Origin of the sequence: Streptomyces sp. NPDC001796 (genome assembly GCF_042892355.1) — a bacterium.
In the GTDB taxonomy this organism is placed as follows: Bacteria; Actinomycetota; Actinomycetes; order Streptomycetales; family Streptomycetaceae; genus Streptomyces.
In genome coordinates this window covers 173,419-195,301 of sequence record NZ_JBIAUC010000002.1, presented here as the reverse complement: position 1 = coordinate 195,301, position 21,883 = coordinate 173,419, and the positions used below count along the sequence as shown (strand labels likewise).

Annotated in this window: 21 protein-coding genes; 12 read left to right on the top strand and 9 right to left on the bottom strand. The window is 71.9% G+C overall.

The features are described from left to right. Window positions 1–25: 25 nt before the first annotated feature. Together ACFYZE_RS04365 and ACFYZE_RS04360 are read right to left on the bottom strand one after the other, a co-directional pair. A complete protein-coding gene (locus tag ACFYZE_RS04365) occupies window positions 26–229 on the bottom strand; it encodes a DUF397 domain-containing protein (protein WP_388988366.1) in 204 nt (67 codons plus the stop codon). Next, window positions 226–1,062 (bottom strand): helix-turn-helix transcriptional regulator, encoded by an 837-nt coding sequence (locus tag ACFYZE_RS04360; protein ID WP_388988363.1) that lies wholly within the window; start codon window positions 1,060–1,062, stop codon window positions 226–228. Before ACFYZE_RS04360 ends, ACFYZE_RS04365 begins: the two co-directional genes overlap by 4 nt. Before the next feature lie 125 nt (window positions 1,063–1,187). Here ACFYZE_RS04360 and ACFYZE_RS04355 point away from each other — a divergent pair, with 125 nt between their 5' ends. The 4 genes from ACFYZE_RS04355 (at window position 1,188) to ACFYZE_RS04340 (ending at window position 3,405) form a co-directional block, all read left to right on the top strand. Next, complete coding sequence (locus tag ACFYZE_RS04355; protein WP_388988360.1) at window positions 1,188–1,583, top strand: hypothetical protein; 396 nt, start codon at window positions 1,188–1,190, stop codon at window positions 1,581–1,583. Between the two features lie 153 nt (window positions 1,584–1,736). Beyond that, a complete protein-coding gene (locus tag ACFYZE_RS04350) occupies window positions 1,737–2,576 on the top strand; it encodes a hypothetical protein (protein ID WP_388988357.1) in 840 nt (279 codons plus the stop codon). A gap of 116 nt (window positions 2,577–2,692) precedes the next feature. Continuing rightward, a complete protein-coding gene (locus tag ACFYZE_RS04345; RefSeq protein ID WP_236041874.1) occupies window positions 2,693–2,959 on the top strand; it encodes a hypothetical protein in 267 nt (88 codons plus the stop codon). After that, entirely contained in the window at window positions 2,956–3,405 is a 450-nt protein-coding gene (locus tag ACFYZE_RS04340; RefSeq protein ID WP_388988354.1) for a hypothetical protein, read from the top strand. Before ACFYZE_RS04345 ends, ACFYZE_RS04340 begins: the two co-directional genes overlap by 4 nt. 44 nt (window positions 3,406–3,449) lie before the next feature. Here ACFYZE_RS04340 and ACFYZE_RS04335 read toward each other — a convergent pair whose 3' ends face one another. The 4 genes from ACFYZE_RS04335 to ACFYZE_RS04320 form a co-directional block, all read right to left on the bottom strand. Beyond that, window positions 3,450–4,100 carry a hypothetical protein gene (locus ACFYZE_RS04335; RefSeq protein ID WP_200422286.1) on the bottom strand — a complete coding sequence of 217 codons (651 nt, stop codon included), beginning with the start codon at window positions 4,098–4,100 and terminating at the stop codon, window positions 3,450–3,452. A 67-nt stretch (window positions 4,101–4,167) separates the two neighbouring features. Further along, on the bottom strand, window positions 4,168–6,609 hold the full coding sequence (locus ACFYZE_RS04330) for a dolichyl-phosphate beta-glucosyltransferase (RefSeq protein ID WP_388988351.1): 2,442 nt from the start codon (window positions 6,607–6,609) through the stop codon (window positions 4,168–4,170). A gap of 32 nt (window positions 6,610–6,641) precedes the next feature. Then, window positions 6,642–7,346 (bottom strand): GntR family transcriptional regulator, encoded by a 705-nt coding sequence (locus ACFYZE_RS04325; protein WP_388988348.1) that lies wholly within the window; start codon window positions 7,344–7,346, stop codon window positions 6,642–6,644. A gap of 103 nt (window positions 7,347–7,449) precedes the next feature. After that, the gene (locus ACFYZE_RS04320) at window positions 7,450–8,805 is read right to left on the bottom strand and encodes an aspartate aminotransferase family protein (protein ID WP_388988345.1); all 1,356 of its coding nucleotides are present in this window, start codon (window positions 8,803–8,805) and stop codon (window positions 7,450–7,452) included. A gap of 198 nt (window positions 8,806–9,003) precedes the next feature. On the opposite strand from ACFYZE_RS04320, the gene ACFYZE_RS04315 reads away from it, so the two are divergent. After that, window positions 9,004–10,923 (top strand): serine/threonine-protein kinase, encoded by a 1,920-nt coding sequence (locus tag ACFYZE_RS04315; protein ID WP_388988342.1) that lies wholly within the window; start codon window positions 9,004–9,006, stop codon window positions 10,921–10,923. 12 nt (window positions 10,924–10,935) lie between these two features. On the opposite strand, the gene ACFYZE_RS04310 is transcribed toward ACFYZE_RS04315, so the two are convergent. After that, window positions 10,936–11,700 carry an SLATT domain-containing protein gene (locus tag ACFYZE_RS04310; RefSeq protein ID WP_388988339.1) on the bottom strand — a complete coding sequence of 255 codons (765 nt, stop codon included), beginning with the start codon at window positions 11,698–11,700 and terminating at the stop codon, window positions 10,936–10,938. 386 nt (window positions 11,701–12,086) lie between these two features. Here ACFYZE_RS04310 and ACFYZE_RS04305 point away from each other — a divergent pair, with 386 nt between their 5' ends. The 7 genes from ACFYZE_RS04305 (at window position 12,087) to ACFYZE_RS04275 (ending at window position 18,887) form a co-directional block, all read left to right on the top strand. Beyond that, window positions 12,087–12,425 (top strand): YbaB/EbfC family nucleoid-associated protein, encoded by a 339-nt coding sequence (locus ACFYZE_RS04305; RefSeq protein WP_103837908.1) that lies wholly within the window; start codon window positions 12,087–12,089, stop codon window positions 12,423–12,425. Between the two features lie 139 nt (window positions 12,426–12,564). Further along, window positions 12,565–13,164 (top strand): recombination mediator RecR, encoded by a 600-nt coding sequence (gene recR / locus ACFYZE_RS04300; RefSeq protein WP_103837909.1) that lies wholly within the window; start codon window positions 12,565–12,567, stop codon window positions 13,162–13,164. Next, entirely contained in the window at window positions 13,157–13,816 is a 660-nt protein-coding gene (locus ACFYZE_RS04295) for a DUF5063 domain-containing protein (RefSeq protein WP_388988336.1), read from the top strand. The genes recR and ACFYZE_RS04295 overlap by 8 nt, the downstream gene beginning before the upstream one ends. A gap of 271 nt (window positions 13,817–14,087) precedes the next feature. Then, window positions 14,088–15,380 (top strand): aspartate kinase, encoded by a 1,293-nt coding sequence (locus tag ACFYZE_RS04290; RefSeq protein ID WP_388570282.1) that lies wholly within the window; start codon window positions 14,088–14,090, stop codon window positions 15,378–15,380. Next, complete coding sequence (locus ACFYZE_RS04285) at window positions 15,377–16,456, top strand: aspartate-semialdehyde dehydrogenase (RefSeq protein WP_388988333.1); 1,080 nt, start codon at window positions 15,377–15,379, stop codon at window positions 16,454–16,456. Before ACFYZE_RS04290 ends, ACFYZE_RS04285 begins: the two co-directional genes overlap by 4 nt. A 377-nt stretch (window positions 16,457–16,833) precedes the next feature. Continuing rightward, complete coding sequence (locus ACFYZE_RS04280) at window positions 16,834–17,502, top strand: SigE family RNA polymerase sigma factor (protein ID WP_366027042.1); 669 nt, start codon at window positions 16,834–16,836, stop codon at window positions 17,500–17,502. 167 nt (window positions 17,503–17,669) lie between these two features. Next, window positions 17,670–18,887, top strand: coding sequence for a hypothetical protein (locus tag ACFYZE_RS04275; protein WP_388988330.1), 1,218 nt, complete (start codon window positions 17,670–17,672; stop codon window positions 18,885–18,887). Window positions 18,888–18,945: 58 nt separating this feature from the next. Here the strand turns inward: ACFYZE_RS04275 and ACFYZE_RS04270 are convergent, their stop codons facing one another. Both ACFYZE_RS04270 and ACFYZE_RS04265 read right to left on the bottom strand, forming a co-directional pair. Next, a complete protein-coding gene (locus ACFYZE_RS04270; RefSeq protein WP_388988327.1) occupies window positions 18,946–19,881 on the bottom strand; it encodes an SURF1 family protein in 936 nt (311 codons plus the stop codon). A gap of 48 nt (window positions 19,882–19,929) precedes the next feature. Next, complete coding sequence (locus tag ACFYZE_RS04265) at window positions 19,930–21,780, bottom strand: prolyl oligopeptidase family serine peptidase (protein ID WP_388988324.1); 1,851 nt, start codon at window positions 21,778–21,780, stop codon at window positions 19,930–19,932. Between the last annotated feature and the right edge of the window lie 103 nt (window positions 21,781–21,883).

The window sequence follows — 21,883 nt, the reverse complement described above, 5'->3', positions numbered from 1 at the left end:
TGTCCGGTTCACCCCTTCCGGGGGATCAAGGGGTGCGAGCGCCCTTGAGGAATGCGCCCCACGCGCCGGAGGAGACCGTGAGGGTGGGGCCGGTGGGGTTCTTCGAGTCGCGGATGTGGATGGCGGCCACGTGTCCGTGGGGTGCCTCGTGGGCGACTTCGACGCAGTTGCCGCCGCCGCCGTCGCTGTAGCTTGACTTGAACCACCGAAGGGTGCCGCTGCCGGTCATCGTTCTTCTCCTGCCAACCTCTCGATGAGGTCCAGCGAGTCGTCGGGACTCAGGGCCTGTGCGCGGATCTTCGCATAGCGGTGCGCCAGTTGGGACACCTCCGGGGGATCGCTGATCAGAATGCCCTGGTCCTCGATCTCCATGTAGACGACGTGCTCGTGCTCCTTGGTCTCCACGAGTTTCATCGCACCGCGGTCGCCCGCGTGCGTGCCGCGCAGTCCGCGGTCCATCGGGAGCACCTGCACGCAGACATTGTCCCTCCGGGCGTCCTCGGTGAGCGAACGCAATTGCCCGCGCAGCACCTCCCAGGAGCCGAACGGCCTTTTCAGTACGCCCTCTTCGAGGATCAGCTCGACCATGGGAGCCGGGTCCCGCTCGAAGAGCGCCCGGCGGGCCAGGCGCGCCTCGACCAGTTCTTCCCGCTTCTGCTGGGAGACCGGAGGATAACTGCCACCGATCAGCGCCCGCGCGTACTCCTCCGTCTGGAACAGGCCGTCCACGACCAGCGTCTCGTACGAGCAGATCGTGACCGCCCCGGCCTCCAGCTCGGAGAAGCCCCGGAAGCGTGCCGGGTACTTCTCCAGCAGCATCCACCTGCGTGCCTTCTCGAAGACCCCGAGCCCCCCGCCGAGCGCCTCCTCCAGCTTGACGAGCATCTTGTCGCTCGCGGGCTGCGCACACGTCTCCATCGCGCTGACCGCCGACCCGGTGTACCCGATCTTCCTCCCCAACTCCTCCTGTGACAGCCGCTGCTGCTCGCGCAGCGCCTTCGCCAGGGCGGCGACCAGGTGCGCCGTCCCGCTCGCCTCCACCTTGTTCACAGCCCGCGCCATTGCGGTCACCCCCGAACTCAACCGAACTCAACCGGTCGCAAGTCGCTCGTGCCGGTTTCCGACCGTTGCCACTGGTCGACACAGAGTTATGGAAGACGCTAGTCCCGCCTGCCGAAACTGGCCGCATGAATACGCAAAGTGACCCGGACTGGATCCCCTCCACCGGCATCCAACTCCGCAAGGCCGGCGTCCGGTTCGACGCCCTCCGCATCGACGGCGACCGGGGCCGCGCCCTCGCCGACCGTCTCGCCCGCATGACCGGCGGAGCCCCCGGCCCCGTCATCGAGGAGGACAACGGAAGACGTGCCGTCTACTTCCTCGTCCCCGTCGGCAGCACGTCCCACCGCTCCTGGCCCGCCGGAGTCACACGCCTCACCGCCGGCCCGAACCGCATCTCGTACATCCCGATCCCGGCCCTCGACGGCGTGACCTGGCCCCTGAGTTGGCGCTACCGGCCGACGTCATCCGACGACCTCGTCCACACGCTGCTCCTGCGGACCGCCCTTCACTCCCCGGAGTGAAATAAGCGAACTACCGCCCGGCTAAAGCCAGTTCCGGCTTGCACTCGTCGCTCTGCGTGCCCATAGAGTCGCGCCAGCAGGCAACAAGAACGCCCCCGCGGTGCGCCAACACCCGGGGGCTCGACACCAGGTCCAGATGCGAGAGAACACCTGATGCGTATTCATCGTACGACGCCCACGCGCGCCTTTTCCGTCTTCTCCAACGCTCTTCTCCGCGACCGCAGCATCTCCTGGTGCGCGGTAGGCGTACTGACGTACCTATTGAGCCTGCCGAACGACGCACGCGTCACCATCCGCACGCTCGCGGAGCAACGCAAGGAGGGGCGGGCGCGGATCGCCGCCGCCCTGCATGAGCTGGAGGAATCCCGGTATCTGCGGCGGGTGGTGCACAAGAGCCGCGCGACGGGCCAACTCTTCACCGTCTACGAGGTGTTCGACACTCCGTACGAGGACGAGCCACCCTCGGGTGAATCGGAGGAATCCCAGAACCTGGCCTCCGGCGAGTCGGCCGACGCGCCGTCGGACGCTCCCCCTTCGGGGGAAAAGACCAGGGAAGAAGAACCTCCCTCCCCGCCGCCCTCCGCGCCGCCATCCTCGCCCGCCGCACCCGGCGAGCCCACCGCTCCCGGCGAGCGCACCGCGCTCGCCGCCAAGCTGCTCGGCTCGCTCGGCCGCACACACCCCCGGCTGACGCTCGGTGCCGAAGACGCGCTGCGGCTCGCACCGCTGGTGGAGGAGTGGTGGGACGCGGGGGCAAGCAGTGCCCAGGTGCGGGCGGCCCTGACGGACGGGCTGCCGCCCCGCGTGTACTCACCGCGCGCCCTCATCGAGAACCGCCTGCGCCGCAAGCGCCCGGCGCCGCCGACGGCCGGACCGGTCACGACCGTCGAGGTCGAGACGCGCACGCCCGGGGCGTCCGCCTACCGGGAGGCCGCCCGGCGCGGCGGCGCGCTGGCATGGGCGCTGTTGCGGGGCCAGGCCGCGCCCGCGTAGACGCACAGACTCCCGGCCGCACGCCCGTGCCGCCGGGTCCTTCCAGAGAAACGGGAGTGCTGATGACCGTCACACTCGAACGCCCTGAGGCGGTATACTGACGGTATACTCTGCTCATGGCTGACACCACGATCAAGGTCGACCCCGCTGTCCGAGACCGCCTCCAGGAGCTGGCCCGGGATCGCGGGATGAGCATGCGGGACCTCGTGGCGGAGCTGGCCGGGGCCACGCCCACCAAGGAAGAGCTGCGCAAGCGGTACGAGGAGACCAAGGCGTACGTCGAGGAGCACTTCCTCGGCAGGCCCTACACCGAGGACGACGAGAAGGCCGGCGAAAAGCTGTGGGCCGACCTGCAGGCAGGGCGCATCGGGGAGGTCCAGTGAGGGAGCAGGACCAGTACCCGCTGCCGCGTGCCGTCATCTTCGACGACACTGCCGCCCTCGCGCTCGGCGCGGGGAACAGCATGGCCTCCCGGCTCGTCGTCGAGGCCGAGAAGGACCCCGCCCTGCGCGTGTACATCCCGGCGCTCAGCCTGGCCGCCGCCGAGCGGGAGCGGGCGGGAGTCGCCGAGCACCTCGGCGCGCTGCCGTCCGTCAACATCGAGGCGCTCGACTTCGCTGCGGCAACCGCCGTGGGCAAGCGCCTGCGGACAGCGGCCGCCGCAGAAGCAGAGGAGGACGGCAAGCTGGAGCCGGACTGGAGCGGTGCGCACGTGCTGCACCTCGCCCTGCCCACGGTGGAGTGGCCGCGCGGCCGTCCCGTCCTGACCAGGACACCCACCCGGTACCGCGGTACGGGCATCCGTACGATCCGGATCGTAGAGAGCTGACAAGGAGCCGGAGAGGGGCATCCGCTCGAGAGCCCCTCCCGGCCTCAGCTGAACACGATCATCGATCCCTGCGCCAGGCTTCGTGTCGCCGCCGCGTGCAGCCCCAGCCACACATGGCGTTCGCGGGCGAACGGGCTCGGGTCGTACGGGGCCGGAAGCGCGGGTTCCTCCAGGGCCGTGGGAGCGAGCGGCGGGTCCGGGGCGGCCGGGGGGTTCGCCGGGTCGATGCCGATCGACGGGGCCACGAACTCCAGCTCCCGCAGCAGCGCCTGCGACGAGCCCAACGGACCGCCGCCCGCGAGGAGTTCGTCGTTCGACAGGGGTTGCGGGAAGTCCACCGGTACGTAGGCGCCGGCGTGGTCGTAGTGCCACACCAGGTGCGACTGCTGCGCCGTCGACTCGAACATCTCCAGGAGCTGCTCGTAGTCGCCGCCCAGCTCGTCGACCGGGGTCACGGCGAGACCGCACACCTGGAGCAGATAGGCACGGCGCAGGAAGTGCAGCGCGTCGTAGTCGAATCCCGCGACCGGGGCCACCTCACCGGTCAGGCCCGGCATGTACTGGTACACCGGCACCGGTGGCAGTCCGGCCTCGCCCAGCACCTTGTCGTAGAGGGCGAGTTCCTCGGCGAACGGGTTGTCGGGGGTGTGGCACAACACGTCGACGAGCGGGACCAGCCACAGGTCACAGGCCAACAGTAAGCTCCTCGGGTTATCGGAGTGGTGCAGGAAGCGTAATGGGCGTGCGGGCGGCCGGTCGCGCTCAGCCGTGCAAGCCGTGCAGGTCCCATACCCACACCCCGCCCACCCACTTACCGGGCCGCCCCACCAGCTTGTCCACGGTCTCACGCAACGGGTCCTGGTACTCCTGCGGCGGCAGCACCAGCACCCCCGCCTTCCAGTACGCGAAGTCGGCCCGGGGCTGCGCCCGCCAGGTGTCGCCGATGGCCGGCCTCACGCCGGTGAAGCTGATGTCCCGCAGCATGGCGGCGGTGAAGCGGGGCCTGGCGCCGTAGACGCCGATGTGCTCCCTGCCCCAGGGGCCGTTGAAGTACCCGCCGGGCAGCCTGAACGCGAAGTGGGCCGTGGTCTGCCAGTGCAGCGCCTCCGCGTTGCCCGAGTCGGGCAACGGGACGGTCACCAGCGTCTCGTCCCCGTGGACGTACGACTTCCACGTGCCGTCCGTGATGAAGGCCGGTACGGGGGCGCGTTCCACCGCCGGCAGCGGGGCCGGGACGATCGGGACGAGCGCCGCCGCGACCGCCGTGAGGCCGAGGAACTGGTTTCCGGGGTGCGGTGCGCGCGCCAGCCGCTCGATCGCCACCGCCAGCAGCAGGCCGAGCGCGGGCGCGCAGATCATGGCGACCCGGCCCTCGATGACGGACTCGAACAGCGGCAGGTGCGCGAACAGCGCCCAGGGGCCGGGGGCCGTGGTGTGCGACAGGGGGAAGCGGAAGCGCGGGCCGAGGGACAGGAAGGCGGCGGCGAGGGCGGTGAAGCCCAGCGCCCTGACCAGGGCGTGCTCCCACAGCCGTACGACGATCGCGAAGGCGAGGACCACCAGCGGCCAGCCGTAGAAGGCGTTCTGCTCGGTGGTGTTCAGGGCGAGGGCGTTCGCCGTGTCCTCGTCGCCCGCGACCAGCGAGTCCTTGGCGAAGGCGAGCAGGGAGAGGGGGCTGTTGCCGGTGAAGCGGCCGTGGAAGACGTTCCGGTAGCTCTGCGGGCCGAAGAACTGCCAGTACAGGGGGAGTGCCACCAGCGGCAGGCACACCGCAGCGGCGATCGCGAGGCCCTTCAGCAGCGGGCGCCAGGCCGCTTTCGCCAGGTCCCGGCGCACCACCGCGTACGCGCCCGCGAACAGCGCCAGGCCGAGGGACGCGAGCAGCAGCGGCTCCTCGCCGAGGAAGATCTGGTACGTCGCCATCAGGCCGAGGACCACCCCGTCCCGCACCACCCGCGCGCCCGCGCACAGCCGCAGCACGCGCTCGACGATCAGCGGGATCATGAACAGGACGACGAAGTTGGGGTGCGCGGCGGCGTGGCTGACCATCGGGGGCGCGAACGCGGCGAGTGCGGCGCCGGTGAAGGCCGCGCCCCGGTGCCGTACCACCCGCCGCACGATCAGCCGGTACCAGGCGGCGGCCGTGGCGGCCAGTCCGAGCGTCATCACCAGGGCGAGGGCGACCGCGGGGCCGAGGAGCAGGGTGAGCGGCGCGAGGGGGACGGTCAGGCCGAACATGGCCGTGTTGGCCATGAGGTTCACGCCGGCGGGGAAGCCCTGGAGGGTGGTGAAGAGGGGGTTGCGCAGGTGGGCCACGTTGTCGGCGGTCACCGCGAAGAACCACTCCCACTGGTTCTGGTCCTGCATCGAGTCGGGGAGGTAGCGGTGGTCGGGGTCCACCCAGCGGCCCGCGTACAGGCCCACCGCCATCAGCAGGAACACGGCGACCGCGAGGAGGTCGGCCGGGCGGGCGGAACGGGCCTTGAGGAGGGCCAGCTCGCCCGCCGTGCGGACGTAGCCGAGGGGGCGGAGCTTGGAGCCCGGCTGGTGCGCCCAGCGCACCGGTACCTCGGTCACCGGCCAGTGTGAGCGCCGGAAGTGCCGGAGTATCTCCACGTCGATGCCCCAGCCGCAGAGCCGGGAGGCGGCGAACGCCTCGCGGGCGCGGTCGCCGTCGTACAGCTTGAAACCGCACTGCGTGTCGCGTACGCCCGGCACGGCGGTCCGGCGTATCAGCACGTTCCCGGCGCGGCCCAGCAGCCGGCGCGGACGGCTCTGGGGGCGCTCGATGGTCGCGCCGGGCGCCGCGCGGGAGCCGATCGCCGCCGAGTACCCCTCGGCCAGTGCCTTGTCGAGGACCTCCAGCTCGTCGATCGGGGCGGCCAGGTCGGCGTCGGTGACCAGCACCCGGCGGCCGCGGGTGGCGAGGACGCCCAGGCGCAGGGCGTGGCCCTTGCCCCGGTTGCGGTCGCCGGTGACGAGCCGCACGCGGTCCTCGGCGTCGCAGGCGGCGATGACGATGTCCCGGGTCCTGTCGGTGGACCCGTCGTCGACCACGACGACCTCCCAGGCCCCGAAGCGGCCCTCGTTGTCGCGCAGATACCCGGTGATCGCGTCGAGCGTGGGCCCGAGCCGCTCCTCCTCGTTGTGGGCGGGGACGACGACGGACAGGTCGACGGACAGATCGATGGAGATGGCCGGCATGTCCTCTAAGACGGCCGCGGCCTGCCCCGTGCTCAACCGGCGGCCAGGCGCTCCAGCAGCGCGAGGGAGTGCGCGTTGTACGCGGCGACCACGGCGTGCGCGGCGGCCGGGTCGCGGCGGGCGAGGGCGTCGACGAGTTCGGTGTGCCCGGACCACAGCCGGCCCTTCAGATCGGTGACCCGGCGCAGGTGCTGCACCACGCACACCCAGGACTGCACGCGCAGTCGGTGCAGGAAGTCGGCGAGGTAGGGGTTGCCGTACAGGGCGCTCAGCTCGCGCCAGAAGCGCAGGTCGTAGCCGATGAGGACGTTCAGGTCGCCGGCGGCGGCGGCGCGCTCGGCCTCTTCGCCGCGGCGGCGCACCGCGGCGAGGGCGGTGCCGCGGCGCGGATCGTCCGTGACGGACCTGCGGTGGCCTGTGCCGGCGCCGTCCTCGGTGAGGCGGCGGAAGATGCCGTCGGTGACCAGGCTGCGGGCCTCGATCATGCCGCGGTAGTCGTCCAGGGAGTAGGCGCGGACCTCGAATCCCCGGTGCTGGACGGCGTCCAGGAGCCCCTGCGCCGACAGGTCGACCAGCGCCTCGCGGACGGGAGTCGCGGAGACGCCGTACTGCTCGGCGATCTCCTTCACCGTGAACTCCTGCCCCGGCTGCAACCGGCCGGCCAGCACCTCGTCGCGGAGCGCGTCCGCGATCTGCTGCCGCAGCGTGCTACGAGTGACGGCGCCATTGCCGGGCATCGCTGTCTGGGTCCCCCTCCGCGTACGGGTGCGTCTTCCTGCCGGAGACACGTCACCTTACGCGGTGGGGGACCAGTGAGCCCCCTGTGCGCGGTGGAGCCGGTCAGACCGTGTACTCGTCGGCCACGGACAGCGCCGCGTCCAGGGCCGCGAGGCCCTCCTTCGCCTCCGCCTCGGTGATCGTGCAGGGCGGGACGACATGGGTGCGGTTCATGTTGATGAAGGGCCACAGACCGTGCGCCTTGGCGGCGGCGGCGAACGCGGCCATGGGGGCGTTGGCCTCACCGGCGGCGTTGTACGGCACCAGCGGCTCCCGGGTCTCACGGTTCCTGACCAGCTCCAGGGCCCAGAACATGCCGACGCCGCGCACCTCACCCACCGACGGGTGCCGCTCGGCCAGCGCGCGCAGCCCCGGCTCGATGACCTGCGCGCCGACCACGGCGGCGTTCGCGACGACGCCCTCCTCGGCCATCACGCCGATCGTGGCGACCGCGGCTGCGCAGGCCAGCGGGTGACCGGAGTAGGTCAGACCGCCCGGGTAGGGCCGCCTGCCGAAGGTCTCGGCGATCTTCTGCGAGATGGCGACACCGCCGAGCGGGACATAGCCGGAGTTCACGCCCTTGGCGAAGGTCATCAGGTCGGGGACCACGTCGAACAGATCGGCCGCGAACCACTCGCCGGTGCGCCCGAACCCGGCCATCACCTCGTCCAGGACGAAGACGATCCCGTGCCGGTCGCACAGTTCGCGCACGCCCGCGAGGTAGCCGCGGGGCGGGACCATGATCCCGGCGGTGCCCGGGATCGTCTCCAGGACGATCGCGGCGATCGTGCCGGGCCCTTCGAAGGCGATGGTCGTCTCCAGGTGCTCCAGCGCCCGCTCGCACTCCTGCTCCTCGGTCTCGGCGTAGAACCGCGAGCGGTACAGGAACGGCGCCCAGAAGTGCACCACGCCCGCCGCGCCGCTGTCCGAGGCCCAGCGGCGCGGGTCGCCGGTGATGTTCACGGCCTGCTGGGTGCCGCCGTGGTAGGAGCGGTACGCGGACAGCACCTTGGGCCGGCCGGTGTGCAGGCGCGCCATGCGCACGGCGTGTTCGACCGCGTCGGCGCCACCGTTGGTGAAGAAGATCTTGTCCAGGTCGCCGGGGGTGCGCCGGGCGATCAGCCGGGCGGCCTCGGAACGGGCCTCGACAGCGAAGGCGGGTGCGAACGTGGCCAGGGTGGCGGCCTGCTCCTGGATCGCGGCGACGACCTTGGGGTGCTGGTAACCGATGTTGGTGAAGACGAGCCCGCTGGTGAAGTCGAGGTAGCGGTTGCCGTCGTAGTCCCAGAAGTACGACCCCTCCGCACCGGCGACGGCGAGCGGGTCGATGAGCTCCTGCGCTGACCACGAGTGGAAGACGTGCGCACGGTCCGCGGCCTTGACGGCGGCGCCGGCCTGGGGGTCGGTCTGAGGGATCATGCGGGGAGGTTAGGAGCGGCGCAGGCGGGCGGGACATGGGCGGGATGTCTGCGGTCGGGGGCATTCCGCGACAGGTTGTCGGGTGCCGGGCGCCTCGAGGGGCCCGTTACGGAACCGTGCACGCCGCTGCCGCCGACTCCCTGTGGGGCGGCACTATTCTCTGGCTGTCGCACGCACAGGGGGGTAGGTGAGGCGGCGATGGAACGGCTGGGGGCCGGGGATCCACTGGGGGTACCCCGGGGCTTGAAGCTCCGGGGGAGTGCGGGGGGCTACCGGCTGCTGGCGCGGCTGGGGTCGGGCGGTATGGGCAGCGTGTATCTGGCCCGTTCCGACCGGGGCCGTACGGTCGCGGTGAAACTCGTGCGGCGGGAGCTGGCCGAGCAGGAGGAGTTCCGGGCCCGCTTCCGGCAGGAGGTGCAGTCCGCGCGGCGGGTCGGCGGGTACTGGACCGCGCCCGTCCTGGACGCCGACACCGAGGCCGACATCCCCTGGGTCGCCACCGGATACGTCGCCGGGCCGACCCTCCAGACCGTCGTCTCGCAGGACCACGGTGCGCTGCCGGAGCGGTCGGTGCGCGTGCTGGCCGCCGGGCTCGCCCACGCCTTGCAGGACATCCACGCCGCCGGGCTGATCCACCGCGACCTGAAACCGTCCAACGTCCTCGTGACCATCGACGGCCCCAGGGTCATCGACTTCGGCATCGCCCGCGCGCTGGAGACCCTCACGGGCGCCGGCTACACCCGCACCGGGGCGCTCGTCGGGTCGCCCGGGTTCATGGCGCCCGAGCAGGTGCGGGGCGACCGCGTCACGCCCGCGTGCGACGTCTTCTGCCTGGGCTCCGTGCTCGCGTACGCCGCCACGGGCACCCTCCCCTTCGGGGGCGCGAACAGCGGGGTGCACGCCCTGATGTTCCGCATCGCGCAGGAGGACCCGGATCTGGAGGGCCTGCCGGAGGGGCTGGCGGACCTGGTACGCGACTGCCTGCGCAAGGACCCGGCCGCGCGGCCGACCCCGGCGCAGATCCTGGAACGCACGGGCGCCGACGACACGCTCGGCGAGGGCCGCAGCCGCGAGCCGTGGCTGCCGGGCGCCCTGATCGCCCAGCTGGGGCGCCATGCGGTGCGGTTGCTGGACACGGAGGATCCGGAGGACTTGGAGGAAGGGGGAGATCCGGAGGGTCCGAGGGGTCTGAAGGATCCGCAGGGGCCGCAGAGGCCTCAGGGGCCTCAGGGGCCTCAGGGGCCTCAGGGACCTCGAGGACCAGCGGGCGAGTTGGGGCCGCAGGGGCCGGTGGGTCCTGAGGAGACGGCAGTAGGGGCTCCGGCGGCTGCGGACGCGCCCACGGCCCCGGCACCCCCGTCAGCTCCCACGATCCCGGGGCCGCCCCCCGGCTCGGGTGCCCCGTACGGCGCTGGCGCTGTCCCGCCACCGCCCGGCGTCTTCGGGCCTCCGCAGCAGGATCCCCTGCCGCCCGCCCCCGGAGGCTGGGGCACGCCTCCCTACGGTCCGCCCGCTTACGGTGATCCGGCATCTGCGCGGCGCAGCGGTCGTTTCACCGCTGTGCTGATCGTGGTCGCCCTCGTGGTCGCCCTCGGTGCGGGCGGTTCGGTGTACGCGGTGCTGCGCGGGGACGGGACCGGCGCCACCGGCGGCGGCGCCCCGTCCCGGACCTCCGCCGCACCCACGACCCCCGGCCCGAGCACGCCCGGGCAGCCGTCCCCGTCCACCTCGGCCTCGGCGTCCGCGTCGGCCTCGGCCGGTACCGGCTCTCCGGGTGCCGTCCCCGGCGCCTACCTCGGCACCTGGACCGCCGCGATCGACAACGCCACCGGGCACAACACCCGGCGCCTGGTCATCCGGCAGGGCGGGGTGGGCGACACGGTGCTGTCGCTGACTGCCGACGGCGACACGTACCACTGCGTCTTCCGGGCCGAGCTCGCCGAGAAGCCCGCCGCGAACGGCCCGCTGAGGATCGGCCCGTCCACGGTCACGGGCGGCCGGTCGGCGTCGTCCTGCACCCCGGGCGGCGCGACAGAGCTGACGCTGCTCCCGGACGGCCGCCTCAAGCGCGTGAACACGACCACCGGCGAGGCCCTGACCTACACGAAGGCGGGGTAGGCACGGGCCTGGTCACCTGGCCTCCGGCGGCCGCTGCCGCGGCATGTTGGGCCGTGCGCCCGGCGGCGGGAACCGCCCCGGAAGCGTGCCCTCCGGGCGGGGCGCCGCCGCGCCCGACGACTGCATCGCCAGCGGTGCCGAGCCCGTGCGGAACTCCGCCATCCAGTCCGCCGTCTCCGCCCGCACCAGCTCCGTCACGTCCTCGGAGAACCGCCGCAGCACCGAAAGGCACCGCTCCGCCGCCTCCGCCGCGGTCCCCTCCGTCGGCCCCAGCACCTCCCGCACGCTCTCCGAGGCCCAGTCGAACTGCAGCGCCTGCAGCCGCCGCCCGATCGCCTGCGCGGTCGCCACGTCCCGCATCCAGCCGGACGTCACTCCGAAGTACCGGTCCCCGGCCACACACGCCACTCCCACCAGCAGCGACAGATACGCCCACGGCGCCACCCCGTCCGCCACGCCGGTCAGATCCAGCAGCGGCAGCGCGGCCCCGCACACGGCCCCCACCGCCGCGCCCGCGCGCAGCGCCTGCGCCCCCCGCCGTTTCCACACCCGGTTCGCGAGGTACCAGGCCGCCGTCTCCAGCGCCCGCCGCTCCACCCACCGGTACAGCTCGTCGAGCCGCTGCGCGGGCTCCCCCCAGTCGCCGTGCGGGAACGGCCGGCCCATGAGGTCGCCGGGGGCGCCGGGGTCGCCCGGGTCGCCCGGCCTCAGCCCCGCCGCTCCGTCGCCCCGCCCGTCCTGGAGCGGACCCTCGGGCTGCATCTCCGGCTGACTCACCCGGCACTCCCTACCTACGGCTATGACGTTCCGCGATGCACAATCCCCTGCACGTTCCGCGGTACGTGCGCTGCTCACTTCAATGCACCCCCGCAGTGTGCTCGTGACGCATGGTGCTGAAGCGCCGCACCCTTCCTACCGCCGGGCGGATGGCGGGCAACCTGGTTTCGCGGCTTTTCCGCCCGGAAGGGGGCCTTGGTCGGGTATACGACGCTCGGCAAACTCACTCGAAAGAGTGCGGCCATGGGCGCGAACCGAGTCCGGACGGGCTACCCCAGCGCGCACCCCGGTGACCACGTAGGCTCGTGCCGAGGCGGCAAACCCGCCTGACATCCGTACGCGCATACGCACATCCGAAGCCGAACCGTGCGAGGCAGGAGCTGATCGTGATTCCCGGTGGTGGGCAGCCGAACATGCAGCAGTTGCTCCAGCAGGCCCAGAAGATGCAGCAGGACCTCGCCAACGCGCAGGAGGAGCTGGCGAGGACCGAGGTCGACGGTCAGGCGGGCGGCGGCCTGGTGAAGGCGACGGTCACCGGCGCCGGCGAGCTGCGCGCCCTGGTCATCGACCCCAAGGCGGTGGACCCGGAGGACACCGAGACCCTCGCCGACCTGATCGTCGCGGCCGTCCAGGCGGCCAACGAGAACGCGCAGGCGCTCCAGCAGCAGAAGCTCGGCCCGCTGGCCCAGGGCCTCGGGGGCGGCATCCCCGGCCTGCCGTTCTGAGCCCACCGGGCGGTCCCGCCCGGGCAAGGGCGTCCACCGGAACGTCCCTTCTGCGAAAGGCAAGCGCCAACTACCGTACGTACGAGGAAACCGAGCCCGGCTACCGTACGTACCGAAGCTCTTCAGGAAAGGCAGTCCGTTGTACGAAGGCGTGGTCCAGGACCTCATCGACGAGCTGGGGCGGCTGCCCGGCGTCGGTCCCAAGAGCGCGCAGCGGATCGCCTTCCACATCCTGCAGGCCGAGCCGACGGACGTGCGCCGCCTCGCCCAGGCGCTGCTCGAGGTGAAGGCGAAGGTCCGCTTCTGCGCGACCTGCGGCAACGTCGCGCAGGAGGAGCTGTGCGGCATCTGCCGCGACGCCCGCCGTGACCCGTCCGTCATCTGCGTGGTGGAGGAGCCGAAGGACGTCGTCGCGATCGAGCGGACCCGCGAGTTCCGGGGTCGCTACCACGTGCTCGGCGGCGCGATCAGCCCCATCGAGGGCGTGGGCCCCGACGATCTGCGCATCCGGGAACTGCTCGCGCGACTGGCCGACGGCACGGTCACCGAGCTGATCCTGGCCACGGACCCGAACCTGGAGGGCGAGGCCACGGCCACGTACCTCGCCAGGATGATCAAACCCATGGGCCTGAAGGTCACCCGCCTGGCCAGCGGCCTCCCGGTGGGTGGCGACCTGGAATACGCGGACGAGGTCACCCTCGGCCGCGCCTTCGAGGGGAGACGACTCCTAGATGTCTGACGCCACGCTGCACGCGACGACGCAGGACCCGGACGACTTCGCAGTCCAGATCGCGGACCAGATCGAGAGCTTCCTGGTCGCCGTCACGGAGGTCGCGAAGGGCGACGAACCGGACTCGGCGGTCCCGTTCCTCCTGCTGGAGGTCTCCCAGCTGCTCCTGGCCGGCGGCCGCCTCGGCGCGCACGAGGACATCGTCCCCGACGAGCGCTACGAGCCGGACCCGGGCCCGGAGCCGGACGTGGACGAGCTGCGCGAGCGGCTCGCCGCCATGCTGGACCCGATCGACGTCTACTCCGAGGTCTTCGACCCGTACGAGCCGCGCAAGGCCCCGGTTCCGGCCCGTATCTCCGACGACCTGGCGGACGTCATCACGGACCTGCGCCACGGCATGGCCCACTACCGGGCCGGCCGCACCACGGAGGCCCTGTGGTGGTGGCAGTTCTCGTACTTCTCCAACTGGGGCGCCACCGCCTCCGCCACGCTCCGCGCCCTGCAGTCCGTGGTCGCGCACGTCCGCCTGAACCAGCCCCTGGAGGAACTGGACGGCCTCGACACCGACCAGGACCTCGGCGACGAGATACTCGCGGAGGAGGCGGGCCGGGTCATGGCCAAGGAGATCGCGGACCCGCTGGGGCTGCGGTCGGTCAAGTGACCCCTCCGCTGTGACTCGCGGCACGTTTCGCGTACCGTCCCGGCCCCGGGGCAGATGCCGTGCTGAGCGGCCTCGGGTGCCGACGGAAAGCGGTGGTGAAAAACCGTCGTACGGCCGTCGTGCGTCCGAAGAAAACCGGGATGATCCCCGCGTGAGCGGGACATCTCACCATGCGGTATCCCGGAAGGGAAATTGGGTCGCTCGATAGACTGAGCCGACCGCACCTGCGTCTCGCAGGCGCGGAAAGAGACGGACTGAGCGAGGAGCGCACGTGGGCCTTGTCGTGCAGAAGTACGGAGGCTCCTCCGTAGCCGATGCCGAAGGCATCAAGCGCGTCGCCAAGCGGATCGTGGAAGCGAAGAAGAACGGCAACCAGGTGGTTGTCGTGGTTTCCGCGATGGGCGACACGACGGACGAGCTGATCGATCTCGCCGAGCAGGTTTCCCCGATCCCTGCCGGGCGCGAGCTCGACATGCTGCTGACCGCCGGAGAGCGGATCTCCATGGCACTGCTGGCCATGGCGATCAAAAACCTGGGTCACGAGGCCCAGTCGTTCACCGGCAGCCAGGCAGGTGTCATCACCGACTCGGTCCACAACAAAGCCCGGATCATCGACGTCACGCCGGGCCGCATCCGGACCGCGCTGGACGAGGGCAACATCTGCATCGTCGCCGGCTTCCAGGGCGTCAGCCAGGACAAGAAGGACATCACCACGCTCGGCCGTGGTGGCTCGGACACCACGGCGGTGGCCCTCGCGGCCGCCCTCGACGCCGAGGTGTGCGAGATCTACACCGACGTCGACGGCGTGTTCACCGCCGACCCGCGCGTGGTGAAGAAGGCCCGGAAGATCGACTGGATCTCCTTCGAGGACATGCTGGAGCTGGCCTCGTCCGGGTCCAAGGTGCTGCTCCACCGCTGTGTGGAGTACGCCCGCCGCTACAACATCCCGATCCATGTCCGCTCCTCCTTCAGCGGGCTGCAGGGCACGTGGGTCAGCAGCGAGCCAGTCGTTCAAAAGACACAGCAGCAAGGGGAAACGAAGGTGGAGCAGGCCATCATCTCCGGTGTCGCACACGACACCTCCGAGGCCAAGATCACGGTCGTCGGCGTGCCGGACAAGCCGGGCGAGGCCGCCTCGATCTTCCGCGCCATCGCCGACGCCGAGATCAACATCGACATGGTCGTGCAGAACGTGTCGGCCGCGTCGACGGGCCTGACGGACATCTCCTTCACGCTCCCGAAGAGCGAGGGGCGCAAGGCGATCGACGCGCTGGAGAAGGCCAAGACCGCGATCGGCTTCGACTCGCTGCGCTACGACGACCAGATCGGCAAGATCTCCCTCGTCGGCGCCGGCATGAAGACGAACCCGGGCGTCACGGCCGACTTCTTCACCGCGCTGTCCGACGCGGGCGTGAACATCGAGCTGATCTCGACCTCCGAGATCCGTATCTCGGTCGTCACGCGCAAGGACGACGTGCCCGAGGCGGTCCGCGCGGTGCACACCGCGTTCGGTCTGGACTCCGAGAGCGACGAGGCGGTCGTCTACGGAGGCACCGGGCGATGACCGGGCTCCCCCGCAGGGGGACGAAGCCGACGCTCGCGGTCGTGGGTGCGACCGGGGCCGTCGGTTCGGTCATGCTCCAGATCCTGTCCCAGCACGCGGACATCTGGGGCGAGATCCGTCTGCTCGCCTCGCCGCGCTCGGCCGGCCGCAAGCTGGCCGTGCGCGGCGAGGAGGTCGAGGTCATGGCGATCTCCCAAGAGGCGCTCGTCGGCGTCGACGTGGCGATGTTCGACGTACCGGACGAGGTCGCGGCGCACTGGGCGCCCATCGCCGCCGCACTGGGCGCCATCGTGGTGGACAACTCGGGCGCGTTCCGCATGGACCCCGATGTGCCCCTGGTCGTGCCGGAGGTCAACCCGCATGCCGCCCGGGTGCGTCCGCGCGGCATCATCGCCAACCCCAACTGCACGACGCTGTCGATGATCGTGGCGCTCGGCGCCCTGCACGCCGAGTTCGGACTGCGTGAGCTGGTCGTCTCCTCGTACCAGGCCGTGAGCGGTGCGGGCCGCGCGGGCATCGACACGCTGCGGCAGCAGCTGTCGCTGGTCGCGGGCACGGAGCTGGGGACCAAGCCCGGTGACGTACGGCGTGTGGTGGGCGACAACACCGGGCCCTTCCCGGAGCCCGTCGCGCTCAACGTCGTGCCGTGGGCCGGGTCGCCGCGCGAGGACGGGTGGTCCTCGGAGGAGATGAAGGTCCGCGACGAGTCCCGCAAGATCCTGGGGCTGCCCCAGCTGCGCGTGGCCGTCACCTGTGTCCGCGTGCCGGTCGTCACCACGCACTCGCTGACCGTCCACGCCTGCTTCGAGGGCGAGGTCACGGTGGACCGGGCGCGCGAGATCCTCGCCACCGCCCCCGGCGTCGTCCTGTTCGACAACCCGGAAGCGGGCGAATTCCCCACGCCCGCGGACGTGGTGGGCACCGACCCCACGTGGGTCGGCCGCGTGCGGCGGGCCCTGGACGACCCGACGGCGCTCGAACTCTTCGTCTGCGGCGACAACCTGCGCAAGGGCGCGGCACTGAACACCGCGCAGATCGCCGAGCTGGTGGCGGAGGAACTGGGCGCCAACGCGTAGTGCCTCGACTGGCCCCGGCGGCCGGAAACCCCCTCGCCGTTGGCTGAAACGTTTGTAGGATCATTGTGGGTTGCACGGACCATCCCGTGGTCCGGACCTTGAATCGAAGTCTCTCGGCGTTCGAAGATTTCACTCCCCGCCCTCGCAACCGCGCACAGGGCGGGGAGCGTCTTTGCGGTCGCCCTTCGGGGGGCTGGGCACCACCACACACGGGGCATAGGGGAAGAGCTGGTACGCATGAGGGCACTTGACGCACGGTCCGGTGTGCCGGGGGGCGCAGGAGGGGACGTGCAGACGGATGTGCTGTCCGACGCCCGCGTCGCGAACGTGATGCCTGTCGCGTACAACCCTGGCGGGGTCAGACGTGTCCAACTGGCGTGGCAGAGGTACTCGAATTCACCGCGGTACAGGCGAGGGGCGCGGCCCTTCGTCCGCCCCGCCGCCCCCGGATGCCCGGCGCGCCCGGCGGCATGCCGGTGATCGCCCCCATGCCCGCAGCGCGGCCCACCCGCATACCGAACCAGCGCGAGGGCGCTGAGGAGACGACGGCCGCCGGCACCACGGTCGACCATCTCACCGAGACCTATCGCGCCCACTACCGCTCCCTGCTGGGTCTGGCGGCGCTCCTCCTCGACGACACCGCGTCCTGCGAGGACGTCGTCCAGGAGGCGTTCATCCGGGTGCACTCCGCGCGCAAGCGCGTGCGCGACCCGGAGAAGACGCTCGCGTACCTCCGCCAGACCGTCGTCAATCTGTCGCGCTCCACGCTGCGCCGCCGCATCCTCGGCCTGAAGCTGCTGACGAAGCCGATGCCGGACATGGCGAGCGCGGAGGAGGGCGCGTACGACCAGTTGGAGCGCGACTCGCTGATCAAGGCGATGAAGGGCCTGCAGCGCCGTCAGCGTGAGGTCCTGGTGCTGCGCTACTTCGCCGATATGACCGAGGCTCAGGTGGCCCAGACGCTGGGGATATCGCTGGGCTCGGTGAAGGCGTACGGCTCGCGCGGCATCGCGGCGCTCCGTGTCGCCATGGGGGCATCGGCATGAGCAAGTACGAGGAGCGGCGCACCTCGCCCCGGGGGCGCGACTCCGACGAACGACACGAACCGACTGGGGGTCCCCCCACGCCGTTCAGGCAGTGGGGGAGGCACGAGCCGACGGACCGGCCAGGGTCCCTCGAGGCCGACCACGAGCAGCACGCTGGGAACGGAACCGTGAACCACCGCCCCGACGACCACGTCCGTGCGGACACCGGACGGGACCGCGCCGCCGCGGACCACGTCTCCGAAGCCTTCGGCAGGGACGCGAGCGATGCCGGTGACGGCCTCGGCGCGGGGCGGGACCGGCTCCTGGCGGCGCTCGGGGGAGGCGGGGCCGGGTCGGGCTCCGGCGGCGGTGGCGAGGATCTGCCCGCCGACGGCGACGGGGTGCCCGAGGGGCTCGGTTCGGACGAACTGGCGCTGCGGCGGATGCTGCACCAGGCCGTGCGCGACATCGAGCCGCGTGAGGGCGGCCTCGACCATCTGCGGCGTGCGGTACCCGCCCGGCGGGCCCGCAAGCGGCAGGCCGTGGTCGGCATGGCGGCCGCCGCCCTGTTCGTCGGCACCGCGATCCCGGCCCTCGTCCATGTCTCGAACGCCACCGGTTCGAACGCCGACCCGTCCATCGCCGGCCAGGCCTCGCAGGCCCAGGGCGGTGTTGACCAGGGCAAGGGCCCGGACGGCGGCTCCAGCGGCTCCGCCGGCTCGGCCGGTACGTCCAGCCGGACGGGCAAGGGGAGCGAGAAGGGCAAGGAGGACAAGGGCAAGGGGGCGCCTGGCGGGGCCACCGGGGGGACGAACCCGTCGGCCTCCGCGCAGACCGCACCCGCGTGCACCGCGGCCCAGCTCGGCCAGCCGGCCGCCACCGCGGGCGCCCCGGATTCCACCGGCGCGGTCTACGGCACGTTCCGCGTCACCAACACCTCCGCCACGAGCTGCACCGTCTCGGGCAGCGGCACCGTCACCACGGCCGCCCAGGGCGCGGCGGACCCCGCCAAGATCACCGTGGTGAACCACGTCACCGGCGACCCGGCCACCGGCCTGCCCGACCCGACGCAGGAAGTCTCCTCCCTGGTGCTCAAGCCCGGAGCGGCTTACGAGGTCAGGTTCGCCTGGGTGCCCTCGCAGACCTGCCCGACCACGGGCAGCGGCACCGGGGGTGGCGGGGGCGCCTCACCCGACCCCAGCCCCTCGGACAGCACGAGCACGAGCGGCGGCAGCTCGAGCCCCGAGAGCAGCGGCACGTCACCGCAGCTGACGGAGGGCGGCGTGGCCGACGGCAGCGTGACCGTCTCCCTCACCCCGGGCACCGGCGCCGCGAGCTCCTCGACCACCATCGCGAACGCCTGCGCCGGCACGGTCTACCACACGGGGATGCTGGCGGGTTCCTGAGCCGCGGCGGCAGCATCGCGCCGGCCGGCCCGGCCTCAGGGACCGCTCGGCCCCTGCCTCAGGCCTTGGCGGCCGGCGTGGCGCTTTCGCCGGCGGCTTCCTGGCCTGCGGCTGATTCGCCTGGGGCTGATTCGCCTGTGGCCGATCCGCGGGTGGCCGACTCGCGGGTGGCCGGCTTGTCGCCGGCCGCCGGCGGGGGCGCGGCCTCGCCGGTCGTGCCGGTGCCAGGCCGCCCTTCCGGTACGAGGCCCAGCTGTGCGTCGCGGGCGTACTCCACCTCGCGGCGCAGCAGGCGGAACCACATGAAGACCGTGAAGCCCGCGAAGACGAACCACTCGCCGGTGTAACCCAGGTTCTGGAACGCCTTCAGGTCCAGTCCGCTCCCCTGGGGCGCCGTCGCCGGTACCGCCTTCATCCCGCTGTCGGCCTTGGTGAGGGTGATCCACGCCTCGTAGAGGTCGTAGGGCACCAGGTTCACCAGCGTCGCCGTGCTGATGTCCGCGGTCTGCCCGGCCGGCAGTCCGCCTGCCGCGCTCACCCCGTTCGACCCCGGGCTCTCCGGGGCCTGCAGGGCGCCCGTGACGGTGACCTCGCCGGCCGGGGGCGCCGGGGCCTTCGCGGGGTCGGCGTCACCCGGCAGCCAGCCCCGCACCACCGGCAGCGCCTTGCCGCCGTCGGTCCGCAGCATGGTCAGCACGTAGAACCCGCGCTTGCCGTCCAGCTCCCGGTCCGGCACCAGCAGCTGCTTGCCGTACCGGCCGGTGGCCGTGGCCTGCCTGCCGGACGTGCTCTTGTCCACCGGAAGCAGTTCGGCCAGCGGCCGCGCCGCCTCCTTGCGGCCCGCGGTGACCTGCTCGCTCGCCGCCCGCTGCTCGTGCACCCGTGCCTCGAACCGGCCCAGCTGCCACGACCCCATGAAGACGCAGAACGGGATGGCCAGCAGCACGAAGACGTTGATCCCCCACCAGCGGGGCGTCAGCAGAAACCGGTACACGCCATCAACGGTACGGTGCCACCACCGTGGGCCCGCCCCTGGGGCCCGTTATCCCAGGGCACCACCCCCCAGATGCCGCGCCGCGAAGTCCAGCTCCAGCCGGACCTGCTTGATCCGCTCGTCGACCACCAGCGAGCCGTGCCCCGCGTCGTACCGGTACACCTCGTGCACCGCACCTCGCGCGGCGAGCCGGTTCACATAGTTCTCGACCTGGCGGATCGGGCAGCGCGGGTCGTTCACCCCCGCCGAGATGTACACCGGGGCCTTCACCGCGTCGACGTAGGTCAGCGGCGAGGACACCTCGAACCGCTCCGGCACCTCCTCGGGCGTGCCCCCGAGCAGCGTCCGGTCCATCGCCTTCAGCGCCTCCATCTCGTCGTGGTAGGCCGTGACGTAGTCGGCGACCGGTACCGCCGCGATCCCGATCGTCCACAGCTCGGGCTGGGTGCCGAGCCCGAGCAGCGTCAGGTAGCCGCCCCACGAGCCGCCCGTCAGCACCAGCCGCTGCGGGTCCGCGAGCCCGGACGACACCGCCCACTCCCGGACCGCCGCGATGTCCTCCAGCTCGATCAGCCCGACCCGGTGCTTGAGCGCGTCCGTCCACTCGCGCCCGTACCCCGTCGAACCGCGGTAGTTGACCCGCACCACCGCGTACCCGTGGTCCACCCAGGCCGCCGGGCCCGCGGCGAAGGAGTCACTGTCGTGCCAGGTCGGACCGCCGTGGATGTCGAACACCGTCGGCAGCGGCCCTGAAGCCCCCGCCGGCCTCTGCACCAGCGCGTGGATGCGGCCGCCAGGCCCGTCCACCCACACGTCCTCCACCGGCACCGACCCGGGCGCCTCGATGCCGGGAGGATCGAGCACCACCCTGCCCGAGGTGGACCGGACGACCGGGGGCTCGGCCGCGGACGACCACAGGTACTCCACGGTCCCGTCGGGCCGTGCCGTCGCCCCGGACACCGTGCCCGCAGGTGTCGGCACCCGCACCAGTTCGTGCGTGGCCAGGTCGTAGCGGAACAGTTCGCTGCGCGCCTCGAAACCGTGCACGACCAGCAGTGCGGAGCCGTCCGGATACCACTCCGCGGCCACATCCCCCGGCAGGTCCAGCTGCAGGTCGGTCTCCTCGCCGGAGGCGACGTCCCACACCAGCGGCTCCCACCGGCCGCGCCGCTGGTGCCCGATGAGCAGCCGGGTGTCCCCGTCGACCGGTGCGAAGCCCAGGACCTCCAGGCCCAGCTCGACCGTGCCGCCCTTGGTGTCGTCCAGCTCCGCCACCGTCGAACCGTCCGGCCGCAGCACGCGCAGCGCCGAGTGCATCGCGTCGCCGTGCTCGGTGTGCTCGATCGCGATCAGCGAGCCGTCATGGGAGAGGTCGCCCACCCCGGCCGACTCGCGGTGCCGGTAGATCTCCACCGGATCCCGGCCGGCCCGGACGAGATGGATCGTGGAACCGTCCTGGTCGGTCGAGCGGCCCACGACCGCCGTCCGCCCGTCCCGCCCGATCGCGAGCCCCGCCGGATACGACGGCTCGAGTCCGGGAGCCGCCGGCTCGTCGGGCCCGGTACCCGCACCGGAGGCACCGGGCACGAACCGCTGGCGTCTCCAGATCCCGAACTCGTCGCCGTCGGTGTCGTCGAACCACCAGATCCACTCGCCGTCCGGCGAGAGCACGCCCTCCGTCGTGCCGTTGGCCCGGTCCGTGACCTGGCGCTGCTCGCCCGTGACACGGTCCCAGGCGTACAGCTCGTACGTCCCCGTCGCGTTCGAGACGAACAGCGAGCGGTGCGGTGCGTCCTCCGCCCAGTCCGGCAGTGACACCCGCGGCGCCCGGAAGCGCTTCTCCCAGTCCGGCATCTCCCCGTCGCGCTGGGGAGAGGTGGACCCGTTGCTCTCAGTCATGGCCCCATAGTGCCTGGCCGAGCCGACTTCCCGGGGGCGAGGTCCGCAGCCTGTGGACAACTCGCCCGCAGGGGAGGCCACAGCCTGTGGACAACCGGCTCGA